The following is a 15,992-nucleotide window of genomic DNA, read 5'->3' on the forward strand; positions in this document are numbered from 1 at the left end:
CTGCCATGGCCAGACCTGGATTTCGCCTTGCTGTGTTCGCCACCCTGCTGGCCTTGCTGGTCGTCATGCTCGGGGCCTACACCCGCCTGACCCACGCCGGCCTCGGCTGCCCGGACTGGCCAGGTTGCTACGGCTTCATCAGCGTGCCCAAGACCGACGCCCAGCTGGCCCATGCCGAGCTGAACTTCCCCGAGCACCCGGTGGAAGCGGCCAAGGGCTGGGCCGAGATGGTGCACCGCTATTTCGCCGGCACGCTGGCCGTGGTGATCGCCTTGCTGGCCTTCCAGGCGCTGCGCCGGCATGCCCGGGAGGGGCAACCCTATCGCCTGCCGGTGCTGTTGCTGGGGGTGGTACTGGCCCAGGCGGCCTTCGGCATGTGGACAGTGACGCTGAAGCTGTGGCCGCAGGTGGTCACCGCGCACCTGCTTGGCGGCTTCACCACCCTGAGCTTGCTGTTCCTGTTATCCCTGCGTCTATCCCGGGCCTTTGCGCCCTTGCCGAAACTGCCCCTGAGCCTGCGCCGCATCGCTGCCCTGGCCCTGTTGGTGGTGATCGGCCAGATCGCCCTGGGCGGCTGGGTCAGCGCCAACTACGCAGCGGTCGCCTGTATCGATCTGCCCACCTGCCATGGCCAGTGGTGGCCGGCGGCAGACTTCAGCAACGGCTTCCACCTGACCCAGCACGTGGGCCCCAACTACCTGGGCGGGCAACTGGACAGCGATGCACGTACCGCCATCCATATCAGCCACCGCCTGGGTGCGCTGATGGTCACTGCGGTGCTGCTGATGCTCAGCTGGAAGCTGTACCGCTGCGGCCTGCCGGGCCTGTCGCGGCTGGTGCTGGGCGCCTTGACGCTGCAGGTCGGGCTGGGCATCAGCAACGTGCTGCTGCACCTGCCGTTGGCGGTGGCCGTGGCGCACAACGCCGGCGGCGCACTGCTGCTGCTGAGCATGGTGCTGGTCAACTACCGCATCCGCGTGGTCGACAAGGTGCGCGTCGGCGTCGGCCAGGGTTGGCGCCTGCGGCCGGTTGCTGGCGTGGCCGTCTCCCAACACATGAGGAATGGCTCGTGGCGACGCTTCTGAGTGCCCGGCGTGCCGGCTGGCGCGACTACCTGGAACTGACCAAGCCCAAGGTCGTGGTGCTGATGCTGATCACCTCGCTGGTGGGCATGCTGCTCGCCACCCGCGCGGGGGTGAGCTGGAACGTGCTGCTGTTCGGCAACCTGGGCATTGGCCTGTGCGCGGGCGGCGCGGCGGTGGTCAACCATGTGGTGGACCGGCGTATCGACGCGCTGATGGCGCGCACCCACAAACGCCCGCTGGCCGAGGGCCGGGTGGAGCCGCTGCCGGCGCTGCTGTTCGCGCTGGCCCTGGCGCTGCTGGGCATGACCCTGCTGCTGGTGTTCACCAATGCCCTCACCGCCTGGCTCACCCTGGCCTCGCTGCTCGGCTATGCGGTGCTCTACACCGGCTTTCTCAAGCGCGCCACGCCGCAGAACATCGTCATCGGCGGCCTGGCCGGGGCCGCCCCGCCGCTGCTCGGCTGGGTGGCGGTGAGCGGCCACATCAGCGCCGAGCCGTTGCTGCTGGTGCTGATCATCTTCGCCTGGACGCCCCCGCACTTCTGGGCCCTGGCCATCCACCGCAAGGCGGAGTACGCCAAGGCCGATATCCCGATGCTGCCGGTGACCCACGGCGAGCGCTACACCAAGCTGCATATCCTGCTCTACAGCCTGATTCTGCTGGCCGTGACGCTGCTGCCCTATGCCATCCACATGAGCGGCCCGCTGTACCTGGCCTGCGCCCTCGCCCTGGGCCTGCGCTTCCTGCAATGGGCCTGGGTGTTGTACCGTGGCAGCCGGCCGCACGCGGCGATCGGCACCTTCAAGTACTCTATCGGCTACCTGTTCGCGCTGTTCATCGCGTTGCTCGTTGACCACTACTTGTTGCTGAGCTTATGACCCGAACCCAGAAAACCGTCTTCATCCTCGTTGCCGTGGTCGCCTTGATCATGGGCCTGACCGTCAACAAGGTGCTCAATGGCCGCAACCAGCCCAACCCTGCCGAGCTGATCGACGCCGGCATCATCCTGCTGCCGCAAAGCCGCACGGTGGCGGATGTGACCATGACCAACCAGGACGGCCAGCCGGTGAAGCTGGACGACCTCAAGGGCAAATGGTCGCTGCTGTTCTTCGGCTACACCTACTGCCCGGACATCTGCCCGACCACCCTGGCGCAGCTGCGCCAAGTGAAGAGCGAGCTGCCCAAGGAAGCCGTCGACCGCCTGCAGGTGGTGCTGGTGAGCGTGGACCCGAATCGCGATACGCCCAACCAGCTCAAGCAGTACCTGGGCTACTTCGACAAGGATTTCGTGGGGGTGGCGGGGTCGATCGAGGATACCCAGAAGCTCGCCAATGCCTTGAGCATTCCGTTCATTCCGGCCGATACCAGCAAGCCTGGGTATACCGTGGATCACAGCGGCAACCTGGCCGTCGTGGGGCCGGATGGGCGCCAGCGCGGCTTCATTCGCGCGCCGTTCAACAACCAGAAGCTGGTGGCGCAGTTGCCGGGGCTGGTCAAGCGCGATTGATGCAAGCCGCAAAAAGCATCGCCGGCAAGCCGGCTCCCACACGTGCCTGTGGGAGCCGGCTTGCCGGCGATGGGGGCAACGAAATGCTGAGGCTTAGAACGCCGGTACCACAGCGCCCTTGTACTTCTCGGTGATGAACTGCTTCACCTCAGGCGAGTGCAGCGCTGCTGCCAGTTTCTTCATGTCTTCGGAGTCCTTGTTGTCTGGACGGGCAACCAGGATGTTGACGTAAGGCGAGTCGCTGCCTTCGATGGCCAGCGCGTCCTGCTCCGGGTTCAGCTTGGCTTCCAGCGCGTAGTTGGTGTTGATCAGGGCGATATCGACCTGGGTCAGCACGCGCGGGATGGTGGCCGCTTCCAGCTCGCGGAACTTCACGTTCTTCGGGTTCTGGGCAACGTCCTTCACGGTCGACAGGATGTTGCTGTTGTCCTTGAGCTTGATCACCCCGGCCTTGTCCAGCAGCAGCAGGGCGCGGCCGCCGTTGGTGGCGTCGTTGGGGATGACCACGGTGGCGCCGGACGGCAGCTCGTCGAGCTTCTTGATCTTGGACGAGTACACGCCCAGCGGCTCGATGTGCACGCCGGTCACGCTGACCAGGTGGGTGCCCTTGGCCTTGTTGAACTCATCCAGGTACGGCTGGTGCTGGAAGAAGTTGGCGTCCAGGCGCTTTTCGGCCACTTGCACGTTCGGCTGGATGTAATCGGTGAATTCCTTCACCTTCAGGTTCACACCCTCTTTTTCCAGCTGGGGTTTGACGAAGTTGAGGATCTCGGCGTGCGGCACCGGGGTGGCGGCGACGGTCAGGTCACCGGCATGGACCGAGAAGGCCGCGACAGCGGCAGCAACAGCAAGCAGCTTCTTCATGAATCACTCCTTGTGAGGGCCGCGACGGCCCCCGAACGGGTCGGCCGGGCCGACCCCATTGGGGTTACTTACGGGAAAAATGCACCACCAGTTTGTCGCCCACGCTCTGCAGGACTTGAACCAGTACCAGCAACAGCACCACGGTGACCACCATGACGTCGGTCTGGAAGCGCTGGTAGCCGAAGCGGATGGCCAGGTCGCCCAGGCCGCCGGCGCCGACCACGCCGGCCATGGCGGTGTACGACACCAGGGTGATGGCGGTGACGGTGATGGCGGCGAAGATGCCCGGGCGGGCTTCCGGCAGCAGTGCGTTGGTGATGATCTGGCGGGTGGTGGCGCCCATCGACTGGGTGGCCTCGATGATGCCGCGGTCCACTTCACGCAGGGCGGTTTCCACCAGGCGCGCGAAGAACGGCGTGGCGCCCACCACCAGCGGCGGGATGGCACCGGCCACGCCCAGCGAGGTGCCGGTGATCAGCACGGTGATCGGGATCATCACGATCAACAGGATGATGAACGGCAGCGAGCGCAGGATGTTGACCACCAGCGACAGCAGCGCGTACACGCCCTTCTGCTCGAACATCTGGCGCGGCCCGCAGAGGAACAGCAGCACGCCCAGCGGCAGGCCCAGCAGCACGGTGAAGAACAGCGAGCCGAACAGCATGATCATGGTGTCGATGGTCGCCAGCCAGATTTCGGCCCAGTCGACGTTGGCAAAGAAATTCAGGGCGTCCATCAACGCAGTACCTCCATATGTACGTCAGCTGCCTTGAAGCGGTCGAACGCCGCTTCCATGTCGCCGCCAGTCACGGCCAGGGTCAGCTGCCCATAGGGCACATCCTTGATGCGGTCGATACGCCCGGCGAGGATGCTGTAGTCCACGCCGGTTTCGCGGGCCACGGTGCCCAGCAGCGGCGCGTAGGTGGCGTCGCCCTGGAAGGTCAGGCGGATGATGCGCCCTGGCACGTGGGCGAAGTCATCACGCTGCTCGCCTTCGTCGACCTGTTCGTCTTCCTGGACGAAACGCTTGGTGGTCGGGTGCTGCGGGTGCAGGAACACCTCGGCCACCGAGCCTTGCTCGACGATCTGCCCGGCATCCATCACCGCCACGCGGTCGCAGACCCGGCGGATCACGTCCATCTCGTGGGTGATCAGCACGATGGTCAGCTTCAGCTCGCGGTTGATCTCGGCCAGCAATTGCAGCACCGAGGCCGTGGTCTGTGGGTCGAGGGCGCTGGTGGCCTCGTCGCACAGCAGGATCTTGGGGTTGGTGGACAGGGCGCGGGCGATGCCGACGCGCTGTTTCTGGCCGCCGGACAACTGCGCCGGGTACTTCTTGGCGTGGTCCTGCAGGCCGACACGGGCCAGCAGCTCGCTGACACGCTTGTCGATTGCGCTGCGCGACAGCTCGCCGGCAAGGGTCAGCGGCAGGGCCACGTTGTCGGCCACGGTCTTGGACGCCAGCAGGTTGAAGTGCTGGAAGATCATGCCCACCTGCTGGCGGAAGCCGCGCAGCTGGTTGGCGTTGAACGCGGTGACGTCTTCGCCGTCGACGATGATCTTGCCGCCGGAAGGCTCTTCCAGGCGGTTGATCAGGCGCAGCAGGGTGCTCTTGCCGGCGCCGGAATGGCCGATCAGGCCGAACACCTGGCCGTCTTCGATGGCCAGGCTGGTCGGGTTCAGGGCGGGGATTTCCCTACCGGCGACGCGGTAGGTCTTGTGTACATGTTGGAACTCGATCACGTAGCGAACCTTGTGGGGCGCATGGAATTTGGGGTCAGCGGTTGGCTGGGGTGGCGCATTTTAGCCTTTTCCCATAGTTGTTCTTAGCATTTATTTCGTAACGGACCAATCCATCGGGCATAACACGACAACTGGTAATCCCGATTGAACGCTCGGCAAAGCCCTCCAGTCACTACTTGAACAAGCCCGACCAAGGGCACGCCTGATGACTGACGAGGAGAGCCGACCATGCCCAGCAAGAAAACGGATGCGCCCAAGCACAGCGAGGCCGCCGGCACCCAGACCCCCGACCGGGCCAATACCAACGCCAAGCTGCAGAGCCTGGAGGCGTTTCGCAGCGATGCCACCGGCCAGGCGCTGCGCACCAACCAGGGGGTGAAGGTCGCCGACAACCAGAACAGCCTGAAGGCCGGAGCGCGCGGGCCATCGTTGCTCGAAGACTTCATCATGCGCGAGAAGATCACCCACTTCGACCACGAGCGCATCCCCGAACGCATCGTCCACGCCCGCGGCACCGGGGCCCATGGCTACTTCCAGAGCTACGGCAACCATGCCGAGCTGACCAAGGCCGGTTTCCTGCAGGACCCGCAGAAGATCACCCCGGTGTTCGTGCGCTTTTCCACCGTGCAGGGGCCGCGCGGCTCGGGTGACACGGTGCGCGATGTGCGCGGTTTTGCCGTGAAGTTCTACACCGATGAGGGCAATTTCGACCTGGTGGGCAACAACATGCCGGTGTTCTTCATCCAGGATGCGATCAAGTTCCCCGACTTCGTGCATGCGGTCAAACCCGAGCCGCACAACGAGATGCCCACCGGCGGCTCGGCCCACGACACCTTCTGGGACTTCGTCTCGCTGGTGCCGGAATCGGCGCACATGGTCATCTGGGCCATGTCCGACCGCGCCATCCCGCGCAGCCTGCGGATGATGGAGGGCTTTGGCGTGCACACTTTCCGCCTGATCAACGCCCAAGGCGTGGCCAGCTTCGTCAAGTTCCACTGGAAGCCGCGCCAGGGCGTGCATTCGGTGCTCTGGGACGAAGCCCAGAAGCTGGCCGGCAAGGACACCGACTACCACCGCCGCGACCTGTGGGACGCGATCGAGACCGGCGACTACCCGGAATGGGAGCTGGGCGTGCAGATCGTGCCGGAGGCCGACGAGCACAAGTTCGACTTCGACCTGCTCGACCCCACCAAGCTCATCCCCGAAGAGCTGGTGCCGGTGACGCCGCTGGGCAAGATGGTGCTAAACCGCAACCCGGACAACTTCTTCGCCGAAACCGAGCAGGTGGCCTTCTGCCCCGGGCATATCGTGCCGGGCATCGATTTCAGCAACGACCCGCTGCTGCAGGGCCGGCTGTTCTCCTACACCGATACCCAGATCAGCCGCCTGGGCGGGCCGAACTTCCATGAAATCCCGATCAACCGGCCGGTGGCGCCCAACCACAGCAGCCAGCGTGATGCCATGCACCGCATGACCATCGACAAGGGCCGCGCGTCTTACGAGCCCAATTCGATCGATGGCGGCTGGCCGAAAGAAACCCCACCCGCCGCGCAGGATGGCGGCTTCGAGAGCTACCAGGAGCGCATCGAGGCGCACAAGATCCGCCAGCGCAGCGAGTCGTTCGGCGACCACTTCTCCCAGGCGCGGCTGTTCTTCCAGAGCATGAGCCCGACCGAGCAGCAGCACATCATCAAGGCCTACAGCTTCGAGCTGGGCAAGGTGGAGCGCGAGGCGATCCGGGCTCGCCAGGTGAACGAGATCCTGGCCAACATCGACCTGAAGCTGGCGGCGGCGGTGGCGGCCAACCTGGGGCTACCGGCGCCCAAGCAGGGCACGGTCCAGGTAAAAGGCAGCAAACCCGCGCAGTCCAAGGCTTTGAGCCAGATGAACCACCCCGGCGACGTGGGCATCAAGGGGCGCAAGATTGCCGTGCTGGTGGCCGATGGCGTGGATGCGGCCAGCGTCGACAGGCTGGTCAAGGCGCTCGAGGCCAAGAGCGCGCGGCCGATGCTGCTGGGGCCTACTTCGGCGCCTGTGAAGATGGCCGATGGCAAGCCGTTGAAAGTGGATGCCTCGATCGAAGGGATGCCTTCGGTGATGTTCGACGGGATCGTCGTCGCGGGCGGCAAGGCCTCGATCGATGCGTTGAGCGCCAGCGGCGTGGCCAAGCATTTCCTGCTCGAGGGCTACAAGCACCTGAAGGCGATCATGCTGGCCAAGGATGCCAAGGCATTGCTCGCCGGCCTGGGGCTCAAGGAAGACAAGGGGTTGCTGCTGGGGGATGAGCAGAAGGCCGTGGAGGCCTTTGTCAAAGCAGTGGAAGGGCATCGGGTGTGGGAGCGGGAGGCGGCTGCAGAGGGTGTGCCTGCCTGATCGGCGGCGCCTTCATCGCCGGCAAGCCGGCTCCCACAGGGCCAACCACAGGTCTCGAGGGCCTGTGGAGCTCTCTGTGGGAGCCGGCTTGCCGGCGATGAGGCCCTGAAACGTCACCGCTGATGCGGGACCAATACCACCTGAGCCGGCATCTTGCGCTGAATCTCATGCTTCTGCTTCAGCTTGAAGCCACTGTCGATCTTGTGCACCCGCTTCTCCAGCAGGTTCTTCAGCCACGGCGCGTCCTCGGTGCGCGGCACCTGGAACACCACCTCGCACTGGTAATTCACCACATCCTTGGCAATTTCATCGAGCTGACGGCGCATCGCGGCGATGTCGGTGGTCTTCAGCGCGATTACCGTGCTCGGCGCCGTTGGGTCGATCACCCGCGCCTGGGGCTTGGCCTCGGCAGCTTTCAAGGCCGCCTCGGCTTTCTCCAGCTCGGCCTTGCGGGCCTGGCCAACGGCGTCGCCACCGGTGACTGCCGGGGCCTGCGGCATCAGCGCACGGGCGCGCGCCAGCGCGGTTGCGGCGGCGTTGACATCGCCTTTTTGCAGCACGATCTGGCTGCGTTTGAGGTAGGCCTCGGCCAACTGGCGCTGGTATTGCTCCAGGCGCGCGTCGTTCGGCGACTGGGCCTGCAAGGCAGCCAGCTGGTCTTCGGCGGTGGCCAGCTCATTGCTGGCGATATTCTGCTGCAGCTGCTGCCAGGCATCGGCTTGGGCAGGTGCACTGGCCTGCTCCACCGGCGCACTGGAACAGGCGGCCAGGAACAGGGAAAACGCGGCAACAAGCAGATAACGGGATGCGAACGGCTTCATTCCTGCGACTCTCTATTTGCGCAAAAAGCGAGCAAGTCTACACCCAGGTGCGCACGCTCGAAAACAGGTCTTACAGACCCTTTACCCGCGAAAAGGTTGCAGGGCACGCCGATGCGCACCCCGCTTTTCAGCGTTTTGGCAGGGCCAGGCTCAGCAAGAATAGCACTGCCGCGCAGACCACGATCGACGGGCCGGCCGGGGTGTCCTTGAACCAGGACATGGCCAGGCCCCCGCAAACCGCGGTCACGCCCAGCAGGCTGGCACCCAGTGCCATCTGCTCGGGCGAGCGGGCGTGGCGCTGCGCCGCAGCCGCCGGGATGATCAGCAGCGAGGTGATCAGCAGCACGCCGACGATCTTCATGGCCACGGCGATCACCACGGCAATCAGCAGCATCAATGCCATGCGCAGGGCGGCCACTGGCAGGCCTTCGACCATGGCCAGCTCTTCGTGCACGGTGATTGCCAGCAGCGGCCGCCACAATGCGGCCAGCAACAGCAGCACCAGGGCGCTGCCGCCGAGGATCCAGCCCAGGTCGCCAGGGCTGATCGCCAGCAGGTCGCCGAACAGGTAGGCCATCAGGTCGATGCGCACGTCCTTCATGAAGCTCAGCACCACCAGGCCCAGCGACAGGGTGCTGGGCGCGAGGATGCCGAGCAGCGTGTCCGAGGCCAGTGGCTGGCGCTGCTGCAAGGTCACCAGGAGGATGGCCAGCAACAGGCAGCCGACGGTGACCGCCAGCGCCGGGCTGACATCCAGCACGAAGCCCAGGGCCACGCCCAGCAGGGCGGCGTGGGACAGGGTGTCGCCAAAATAGGCCATGCGCCGCCACACCACGAAGGAGCCCAGCGGGCCCGCCACCAGCGCCAGGGAAAGGCCTGCAAGCAAGGCGTAGAGAAGAAAATCAGCCATGCTTGCAGTGCTCTCCGTGAACATGGGCGCCAGGGGCGACGACCGAGCCGTGCAGGTCGTGGCTGTGGTCGTGATGGTGGTGATAGATGGCCAGGCTCGGGGCGTTCTGGCCGAACAGCTCGACGAAGGCCGGGTCGTTGCTGACCTGCTCGGGGTGGCCCGAGCAGCACACATGGCGGTTGAGGCACACCACCTGGTCGGTGGCGCTCATCACCAGGTGCAGGTCGTGCGAGACCATCAGCACGCCGCAGCCGTGGCGGTCGCGCAGGCGGGTGATGAGGTTGTACAGCTCGGTCTGGCCGACCACGTCGACGCCCTGCACGGGCTCGTCCAGCACCAGCAACTGCGGTTCACGCAGCAGCGCCCGGGCCAGCAGCACACGCTGCATCTCGCCACCGGAAATGGTCTGGATCGGGTTGTCGATCACCTGCTCGGCCCCCACTTCCTGCAGCGCCGACAAGGCTGCCGCGCGGTCTACGCCGGGCACCAGGCGCAGAAAGCGCAGCACCGAGAGCGGCAGGGTCGGGTCTACCTGAATCTTCTGCGGCATGTAGCCGATGCGCAGCTTCGGCTTGCGCCACACGCTGCCGCGGTGCGGCTTGAGCAGCCCGAGCACGGCACGCACCAGGGTGGTCTTGCCGGCGCCGTTGGGGCCGATCAGGGTCACGATCTGGCCGGGAGCGACCGCCAGGTCGATGCTGTCGAGCACCGCCTCGCCGCCAAAGGTGACGCCGACCTGCTCGAGGCGGATCAGGGCGTCGCTCATGCCGCGCTCCGGCAGTTGCCGCACAGGCCGACGATTTCCACCGTCTGCGTCTCGACCGTGAAGCCCACGCCCTTGGCGCTGGTGACGATGGCATCGCTGATGCTGTCCTGCTCCAGCTCGATGGCCACGTGGCACACGCGGCAGATCAGGAACTGGCCATGGTGGGCGTGCTCCGGGTGGCTGCAGCCGATGAAGGCGTTGAGCGAGGCGATGCGGTGCACCAGGCCGTTTTCCAGAAGGAAGTCGAGGGCGCGGTACACCGTGGGCGGCGCGGCGCGGCGGCCATCCTGCTCGCTGAGCACGGCGAGGATGTCGTAGGCGCCCAGCGGCTTGTGGCTCTGCCACACCAGTTCCAGCACGCGGCGGCGCAGCGCGGTCAGGCGCAGGCCCTGGCGGGCGCACAAGGCGTCGGCTTCGGCCAGGGCGCTGTGCACGCAATGGGAGTGATCGTGGGGACGGTGAGCCAGCGGCGTGATGGACATGGGCAGCGACGGTTCTGGATGGAGACGTTATTATGTTACCTGTTTCTGACGAGTCGAGTATTCATCGTGTCCCGATTCCTTGTGCTTTTTGTCGCATTCATCGCCTGCTCGGCGCAGGCCGACGTGCGCGTGCTGACCAGTATCAAGCCGTTGCAGCAGATCGCCGCCGCGGTGCAGGACGGTGTCGGCAGCCCTGACGTGCTGCTACCGCCGGGCGCCTCGCCGCACCACTATGCGCTGCGCCCCTCCGATGTGCGCAAGGTGGGCGAGGCCGACCTGCTGTACTGGATCGGCCCCGACATGGAGAACTTCCTGCCGCGGGTGCTGGGCAGCCGCAGCAAGCCAACGGTCGCCGTGCAGGCGTTGCCTGGCCTGCATCTGCGCCATTTCGGCGAGGACAGCCATTCCCACGAGGCGGACGACGCAGACGAGCATGACCACGACCACCGCCCGGGCAGCCTGGATGCGCACCTGTGGCTGTCGTCGCTCAACGCGCGGGTGATCGCGGCGAAGATGGCGGCGGACCTGGCGGCGGCCGACCCGGCCAACGCGGCGCGTTACCAGAGCAACCTGAAGGCCTTCACCGAGCGCCTCGATGGCCTGGATGCGCGCATCAAAGCGCGAGTGGCCGGCATCGCCGACAAGCCTTATTTCGTGTTCCACGAAGCGTTCGACTACTTCGAGTCTGCCTATGGCCTGAAGCACACCGGCGTGTTCAGCGTGGCGGCGGAAGTGCAGCCTGGCGCGCAGCATGTGGCGGCCATGCGCAAGCGCCTGCAGGAAGTGGGCAAGACCTGTGTGTTCAGTGAGCCGCCGCTGCGTCCGCGCTTGGCCGAGACGCTGACGGCCGGGTTGCCGGTGCGCTTGGCGGAGCTGGATGCCCTGGGCGGTACCGACCCGGTGGATGCCAAGGGCTATGAGCGCTTGCTGGAAAAACTGGGCAGCGATTTGGCGGGGTGCCTGGAGCAGTTGTGATGGCTGGGCTGGCCCTATCGCCGGCAAACCGGCTCCCACAGGTACTGCACCGTCATTGCGGGCGGTGATCAACCTGTGGGAGCCGGCTTGCCGGCGATAGGGCCGCTACGCTCAGAGCGCGATCGGCAGCTTCAAGGCCACCTGCTGACGCTGCGCCAGGCGCACCTCGAACTCGCTCGGGTCATGGATCATCACATCCATCCCGGCAAACGATTCCGCGGCAATCAGGCGCGACAGCCAGAAGCGCACACAGCCTACCCGCAACATTTCCGGCCACAGCTCGGCCTCGGCTGCCGTGAACGGCCGCAGCGCCGCGTAGGCCGCCAGCAGCGCCTGGGCGCGTGGCAGGTCGATCGCGCCCTGCTCATCCAGGCACCAGTCGTTCACGGTGATGGCGATGTCATACAGCATCGGGCCCGAGCAGGCGTTGTAGAAGTCGATCACACCGGTCAGGTGGGTGCCCTCGAACATCACGTTGTCGCGGAACAGGTCGGCATGCAGGTTGGCCCGTGGCAGGGCCAGGATCTGCGCCTTGTGCGCGGTGATTTCAGCCAGTGCCGGCTGCAGCAGCGCCACCTGTTCGGCGCTCAGGCGCGGCATCAGCTCGGCGCCGGATGCCAGCATCCAGTCCAGGCCACGGTCGGTCTTGCGTTCGATGACGTGGTCGCGGGTGGCCAGGTGGATGTGCGCCAGCAGCTCGCCAACCTGGGCGCAGTGCTGGTTGTTCGGCGCCTTGATGTGCTTGCCCGACAGCCGCGGCTGCAGCAGCGCCGGCTTGCCGCACAGCTCGCGCAGGCCGTTGCCGTCGCGGTCGCGGATGGCATAGGGCACCGGCATGTCGGCGCCGTGCAGGGTGTCGAGCAGCTCGATGAAGAACGGCATGTCCTCGCTGGGGCCGCGTTCGATCAGCGTCAGGACGAACTCCCCCTGTTCGAGGCTGACGAAGAAGTTGCTGTTTTCGGTGCCGGCGGCAATGCCCTGGAAGTCGAGCAGACGGCCCAGCTCGTAAGGCGCCAGAAAGGTTTCCAGCTCAGGCCGGGTCACGGGGGTGAAGACTGACATGATGAAAAAATGCCCATACGGGCACTTCCGCCGGGAAGTGCCGGGTTGATGTGAACGATACGCGTCAGATTACCACTCGAAGATCTTCCAGGACGGGATCAGCATGTCCGGCTGGTCGGAACGAATGAAATTGCCATCAGAGCCATCGGCGCGTACCAGAAAATAAGGCTTGCCGTTTTTCGGCGTGATCTTGATCGCATACAGGAAGCCGTTCTGCCGGTATTCCTGGATGGTTTTGTCGCCTTCCGTGCGAATGGTCACCTCGGGATCTGCCGAGGGGGCGTCGTCCGCCGCCAGGGTGACGACTGGCATGGTTGCCAACAGGCCGAGCAGTAACAGGCGATTGAGTGTACGCATGATAACCTTGTCCCTTTGTCGTCATTGATCCGGCTATTCTAGCTCCGGACCCGCCGAAAAGGTTGATTCTGCTCATGAGCCAAGCGCCCCTCGTCCTGGTGGACGGTTCCTCCTACCTTTATCGCGCCTTCCACGCGCTGCCGCCGCTGACCACCTCCAAGGGCATGCCCACCGGCGCGGTCAAGGGTGTGCTGAACATGCTCAAGAGCTTGCGCAAACAGTACCCCGACAGCCTGTTCGCCGTGGTGTTCGACGCCAAGGGCGGCACCTTCCGCGACGCCATGTTCGCCGAATACAAGGCCAACCGCCCGAGCATGCCCGACGACTTGCGGGTCCAGGTCGAGCCTTTGCACGCCAGCGTCAAGGCGCTGGGCTACCCGCTGCTGTGCGTCGAGGGCGTGGAGGCGGACGACGTGATCGGCACCCTGGCGCGCAGCAGCGCAGCCATGGGCCGGCCGGTGATCATCTCGACCGGCGACAAGGACATGGCGCAGCTGGTGGACGGCCACGTGACCCTGGTCAACACCATGACCGGCAGCGTGCTGGACGTTGCCGGCGTGCACGAAAAATTCGGCGTGGGCCCGGAGCACATCATCGATTTCCTCGCCCTGATGGGCGACAAGGTCGACAACATCCCTGGCGTGCCTGGCGTGGGCGAGAAGACCGCGGTCGGCCTGCTGACCGGTATCGGCGGCGGCCTCAGCGACCTCTACGCCAACCTCGACAAGGTGCCGACGCTGGCCATCCGGGGTGCCAAGACCCTGCCCGCCAAGCTGCAGGAACACCGCGACGCGGCGTTCTTGTCCTACGAACTGGCGACCATCAAGGTCGATGTGCCGCTGGATATCGAAGTGGACGCGCTGGTGTGCGGCGAGCCGGACCGCGAGGCCCTGCTGGCGCTGTACACCGATATGGAGTTCAAGAGCTGGATCGCCGACGTGCAGCGCGACGCGGCCAGGGCCGGCGATGACATCGCCCCGGCCGAGGAGCCGGCGGCCAAGGTCGAGCCCAAGTACGAGACCATTCTCGACCAGGCCCGCTTCGACGCCTGGCTGGAGAAACTGCGCCAGGCGCCGCTGTTCGCCTTCGACACCGAAACCACCAGCCTCGATGCACAACAGGCGCAACTGGTCGGCCTGTCGTTCGCGGTCGATGCCCATGAAGCCGCCTACGTGCCGCTGGGCCACGACTACGAGGGGGCTCCCGCACAGCTGGACCGCGAGGCCGTGCTGCTGGCGTTGAAACCGCTGCTGGAAGACCCGGCCAAGGCCAAGGTCGGGCAGAACGCCAAGTACGACATCAACATCCTGGCCAATGGCAGCCCGGCCATCGAGATGCGCGGCGTGGCCTACGACACCATGCTCGAGTCCTACGTGCTCAACTCCACCGCCACCCGCCACGACATGGACAGCCTGGCGCAGAAGTACCTCGACCACACCACCATCGCCTTCGAGGACATCGCCGGCAAGGGCGCCAAGCAGCTGACTTTCAACCAGATCGACCTGGAAAAGGCCGGCCCCTACGCCGCCGAAGACGCCGACATCACCCTGCGCCTGCACCAGGCCCTGCAGGCGCGCCTGGCCAAGACGCCGAGCGTGCAGCCGGTGTTGATGGACATCGAGATGCCGCTGGTGCCGGTGCTGGCCAAGATCGAGCGCCAGGGGGCGCTGGTCGATGCCGCGCTGCTGCAGGTGCAAAGTGGCGAGCTTGGGGTGAAGATGGCCGAGCTGGAGCGCCGCGCCTTCGAGCTGGCCGGTGAGGAATTCAACCTGGGTTCGCCCAAGCAGCTGGGCTCGATCCTCTACGACAAGCTGGGCATGCCGGTGCTGAGCAAGACCGCCAAGGGCCAGCCATCGACTGCCGAAGCGGTGCTCGACGAGCTGGCCGAACAAGGCTACCCGCTGCCTGAAGTGCTGATGCAGTACCGCAGCTTAAGCAAGCTCAAGAGCACCTACACCGACAAGCTGCCGGGGCAGATCAACCCGCGCACCGGGCGTATCCACACCTCGTACCAGCAGGCCGTGGCCGCCACCGGGCGGCTGTCGTCCAGCGACCCGAACCTGCAGAACATCCCGATCCGCACCGCCGAAGGCCGGCGCATTCGCCAGGCCTTCGTCGCCAGCCCGGGCTACAAGCTGCTGGCGGCGGACTATTCGCAGATCGAGCTGCGCATCATGGCCCACCTGGCCAAGGATGAAGGCTTGCTGCACGCCTTCCGCAACGACCTGGACGTGCATCGCGCCACTGCGGCGGAAGTGTTCGGCGTCGCCCTGGAAGCGGTGACCACCGACCAGCGGCGCAGCGCCAAGGCCATCAACTTCGGCCTGATCTACGGCATGAGCGCGTTTGGCCTGGCCAAGCAGATCGGCGTCGATCGCAAGCAGTCCCAGGACTACATCGACCGCTACTTCGCCCGCTACCCGGGCGTGCTGGCCTACATGGAGCGCACCCGCGCCCAGGCCGCCGAGCAAGGTTTCGTCGAAACCCTGTTCGGCCGGCGCCTGTACCTGCCCGATATCAATGCCAAGAACCCGGCCCTGCGCAAAGGCGCCGAGCGCACGGCGATCAACGCGCCGATGCAGGGCACGGCGGCCGACATCATCAAGCGGGCGATGGTCAACGTCGACAACTGGCTTAGCGAGAGCGGCCTGGATGCGCGCGTGATCCTGCAGGTGCACGATGAACTGGTGCTGGAGGTGCGTGAGAATTTGGTCGAGCAGGTCAAAGATGAAATTCGCGGGCACATGAGCCGTGCGGCGCAACTGGATGTTCCGCTGCTGGTCGAAGTGGGTATTGGCGCGAATTGGGACGAAGCTCACTGATTGAGCCGGGAAAGCTGTGTAGGATCTGCGACGTAGTGACGCGGATCCTGGCATGGCTCGATGCCATTAGTTCGGAGGTTTCATGAAACTATCGCAAATAGTTTTGAGGGCTTCGGAACTAAAGTGGTGAAGCGCCACTCAGAGTAACTGAACGGCTGGTGAAGCCTTTCGATGCTCCTATGTTGTGTTAAGTGTTGGCAGATACCCGGGCCCCGCCCTAGCGGT

15 protein-coding genes are annotated in these 15,992 nt (G+C 65.4%); 6 read left to right on the forward strand and 9 right to left on the reverse strand.

Going from position 1 to position 15,992, the window contains the following annotated elements:
* The first annotated feature begins 5 nt into the window (after positions 1–5).
* Genes L6D75_RS04560 through L6D75_RS04570 form a run of 3 tightly spaced genes read left to right on the forward strand, consistent with a single transcriptional unit; the run spans position 6 to position 2,592 of the window.
* On the forward strand, positions 6–1,085 hold the full coding sequence (locus L6D75_RS04560; protein WP_176511694.1) for a COX15/CtaA family protein: 1,080 nt from the start codon (positions 6–8) through the stop codon (positions 1,083–1,085).
* The gene (gene cyoE / locus L6D75_RS04565) at positions 1,070–1,963 is read left to right on the forward strand and encodes a heme o synthase (protein ID WP_176511693.1); all 894 of its coding nucleotides are present in this window, start codon (positions 1,070–1,072) and stop codon (positions 1,961–1,963) included. The genes L6D75_RS04560 and cyoE overlap by 16 nt, the downstream gene beginning before the upstream one ends.
* Positions 1,960–2,592: an SCO family protein gene (locus L6D75_RS04570; RefSeq protein WP_236193428.1), complete on the forward strand. Its 633-nt coding sequence runs from the start codon at positions 1,960–1,962 to the stop codon at positions 2,590–2,592. Before cyoE ends, L6D75_RS04570 begins: the two co-directional genes overlap by 4 nt.
* A 93-nt stretch (positions 2,593–2,685) precedes the next feature.
* Here the strand turns inward: L6D75_RS04570 and L6D75_RS04575 are convergent, their stop codons facing one another.
* The 3 genes from L6D75_RS04575 to L6D75_RS04585 all read right to left on the reverse strand — a co-directional run bounded on the left by L6D75_RS04575 (position 2,686) and on the right by L6D75_RS04585 (position 5,199).
* The gene (locus L6D75_RS04575; RefSeq protein WP_176515963.1) at positions 2,686–3,456 is read right to left on the reverse strand and encodes a MetQ/NlpA family ABC transporter substrate-binding protein; all 771 of its coding nucleotides are present in this window, start codon (positions 3,454–3,456) and stop codon (positions 2,686–2,688) included.
* Between the two features lie 64 nt (positions 3,457–3,520).
* Positions 3,521–4,192, reverse strand: coding sequence for a methionine ABC transporter permease (locus L6D75_RS04580; protein ID WP_176515961.1), 672 nt, complete (start codon positions 4,190–4,192; stop codon positions 3,521–3,523).
* Positions 4,192–5,199, reverse strand: a complete 1,008-nt coding sequence (locus L6D75_RS04585) for a methionine ABC transporter ATP-binding protein (RefSeq protein ID WP_176515959.1) — start codon at positions 5,197–5,199, stop codon at positions 4,192–4,194. Before L6D75_RS04585 ends, L6D75_RS04580 begins: the two co-directional genes overlap by 1 nt.
* A gap of 228 nt (positions 5,200–5,427) precedes the next feature.
* Between L6D75_RS04585 and katE the strand changes: the two genes are divergently transcribed.
* Positions 5,428–7,572, forward strand: a complete 2,145-nt coding sequence (gene katE / locus L6D75_RS04590) for a catalase HPII (RefSeq protein WP_176515956.1) — start codon at positions 5,428–5,430, stop codon at positions 7,570–7,572.
* Positions 7,573–7,685: 113 nt separating this feature from the next.
* Here katE and L6D75_RS04595 read toward each other — a convergent pair whose 3' ends face one another.
* The 4 genes from L6D75_RS04595 to zur all read right to left on the reverse strand — a co-directional run bounded on the left by L6D75_RS04595 (position 7,686) and on the right by zur (position 10,551).
* Entirely contained in the window at positions 7,686–8,393 is a 708-nt protein-coding gene (locus L6D75_RS04595) for a PA5502 family lipoprotein (RefSeq protein ID WP_176515954.1), read from the reverse strand.
* A gap of 127 nt (positions 8,394–8,520) precedes the next feature.
* Complete coding sequence (znuB, locus tag L6D75_RS04600) at positions 8,521–9,303, reverse strand: zinc ABC transporter permease subunit ZnuB (RefSeq protein ID WP_176515951.1); 783 nt, start codon at positions 9,301–9,303, stop codon at positions 8,521–8,523.
* Positions 9,296–10,069: a zinc ABC transporter ATP-binding protein ZnuC gene (gene znuC / locus L6D75_RS04605; RefSeq protein WP_176515949.1), complete on the reverse strand. Its 774-nt coding sequence runs from the start codon at positions 10,067–10,069 to the stop codon at positions 9,296–9,298. The genes znuB and znuC overlap by 8 nt, the downstream gene beginning before the upstream one ends.
* A complete protein-coding gene (gene zur, locus L6D75_RS04610; RefSeq protein ID WP_176515947.1) occupies positions 10,066–10,551 on the reverse strand; it encodes a zinc uptake transcriptional repressor Zur in 486 nt (161 codons plus the stop codon). The genes znuC and zur overlap by 4 nt, the downstream gene beginning before the upstream one ends.
* 18 nt (positions 10,552–10,569) lie before the next feature.
* Here zur and L6D75_RS04615 point away from each other — a divergent pair, with 18 nt between their 5' ends.
* Positions 10,570–11,526: a zinc ABC transporter substrate-binding protein gene (locus L6D75_RS04615; RefSeq protein WP_176515945.1), complete on the forward strand. Its 957-nt coding sequence runs from the start codon at positions 10,570–10,572 to the stop codon at positions 11,524–11,526.
* A gap of 111 nt (positions 11,527–11,637) precedes the next feature.
* Here the strand turns inward: L6D75_RS04615 and L6D75_RS04620 are convergent, their stop codons facing one another.
* Both L6D75_RS04620 and L6D75_RS04625 read right to left on the reverse strand, forming a co-directional pair.
* On the reverse strand, positions 11,638–12,588 hold the full coding sequence (locus L6D75_RS04620; protein ID WP_176515943.1) for a homoserine kinase: 951 nt from the start codon (positions 12,586–12,588) through the stop codon (positions 11,638–11,640).
* Positions 12,589–12,657: 69 nt separating this feature from the next.
* On the reverse strand, positions 12,658–12,945 hold the full coding sequence (locus L6D75_RS04625; RefSeq protein ID WP_013970316.1) for a DUF2782 domain-containing protein: 288 nt from the start codon (positions 12,943–12,945) through the stop codon (positions 12,658–12,660).
* A gap of 74 nt (positions 12,946–13,019) precedes the next feature.
* On the opposite strand from L6D75_RS04625, the gene polA reads away from it, so the two are divergent.
* Complete coding sequence (gene polA / locus L6D75_RS04630) at positions 13,020–15,767, forward strand: DNA polymerase I (protein ID WP_176515941.1); 2,748 nt, start codon at positions 13,020–13,022, stop codon at positions 15,765–15,767.
* Positions 15,768–15,992 lie beyond the last annotated feature (225 nt).

This window comes from Pseudomonas faucium, from assembly GCF_021602585.1.
Lineage (GTDB): Bacteria > Pseudomonadota > Gammaproteobacteria > Pseudomonadales > Pseudomonadaceae > Aquipseudomonas > Aquipseudomonas faucium.

Coding starts and splice junctions, on each gene's coding strand:
- L6D75_RS04560 (WP_176511694.1), top strand. CDS start 6: ATGGCCAGACCTGGATTTCGCCTTGCTGTGTTCGCCACCCTGCTGGCC.
- L6D75_RS04570 (WP_236193428.1), top strand. CDS start 1,960: ATGACCCGAACCCAGAAAACCGTCTTCATCCTCGTTGCCGTGGTCGCC.
- L6D75_RS04575 (WP_176515963.1), bottom strand. CDS start 3,456: ATGAAGAAGCTGCTTGCTGTTGCTGCCGCTGTCGCGGCCTTCTCGGTC.
- L6D75_RS04580 (WP_176515961.1), bottom strand. CDS start 4,192: ATGGACGCCCTGAATTTCTTTGCCAACGTCGACTGGGCCGAAATCTGG.
- katE (WP_176515956.1), top strand. CDS start 5,428: ATGCCCAGCAAGAAAACGGATGCGCCCAAGCACAGCGAGGCCGCCGGC.
- L6D75_RS04595 (WP_176515954.1), bottom strand. CDS start 8,393: ATGAAGCCGTTCGCATCCCGTTATCTGCTTGTTGCCGCGTTTTCCCTG.
- znuB (WP_176515951.1), bottom strand. CDS start 9,303: ATGGCTGATTTTCTTCTCTACGCCTTGCTTGCAGGCCTTTCCCTGGCG.
- znuC (WP_176515949.1), bottom strand. CDS start 10,069: ATGAGCGACGCCCTGATCCGCCTCGAGCAGGTCGGCGTCACCTTTGGC.
- zur (WP_176515947.1), bottom strand. CDS start 10,551: ATGTCCATCACGCCGCTGGCTCACCGTCCCCACGATCACTCCCATTGC.
- L6D75_RS04615 (WP_176515945.1), top strand. CDS start 10,570: ATGGAGACGTTATTATGTTACCTGTTTCTGACGAGTCGAGTATTCATC.
- L6D75_RS04620 (WP_176515943.1), bottom strand. CDS start 12,588: ATGTCAGTCTTCACCCCCGTGACCCGGCCTGAGCTGGAAACCTTTCTG.
- L6D75_RS04625 (WP_013970316.1), bottom strand. CDS start 12,945: ATGCGTACACTCAATCGCCTGTTACTGCTCGGCCTGTTGGCAACCATG.
- polA (WP_176515941.1), top strand. CDS start 13,020: ATGAGCCAAGCGCCCCTCGTCCTGGTGGACGGTTCCTCCTACCTTTAT.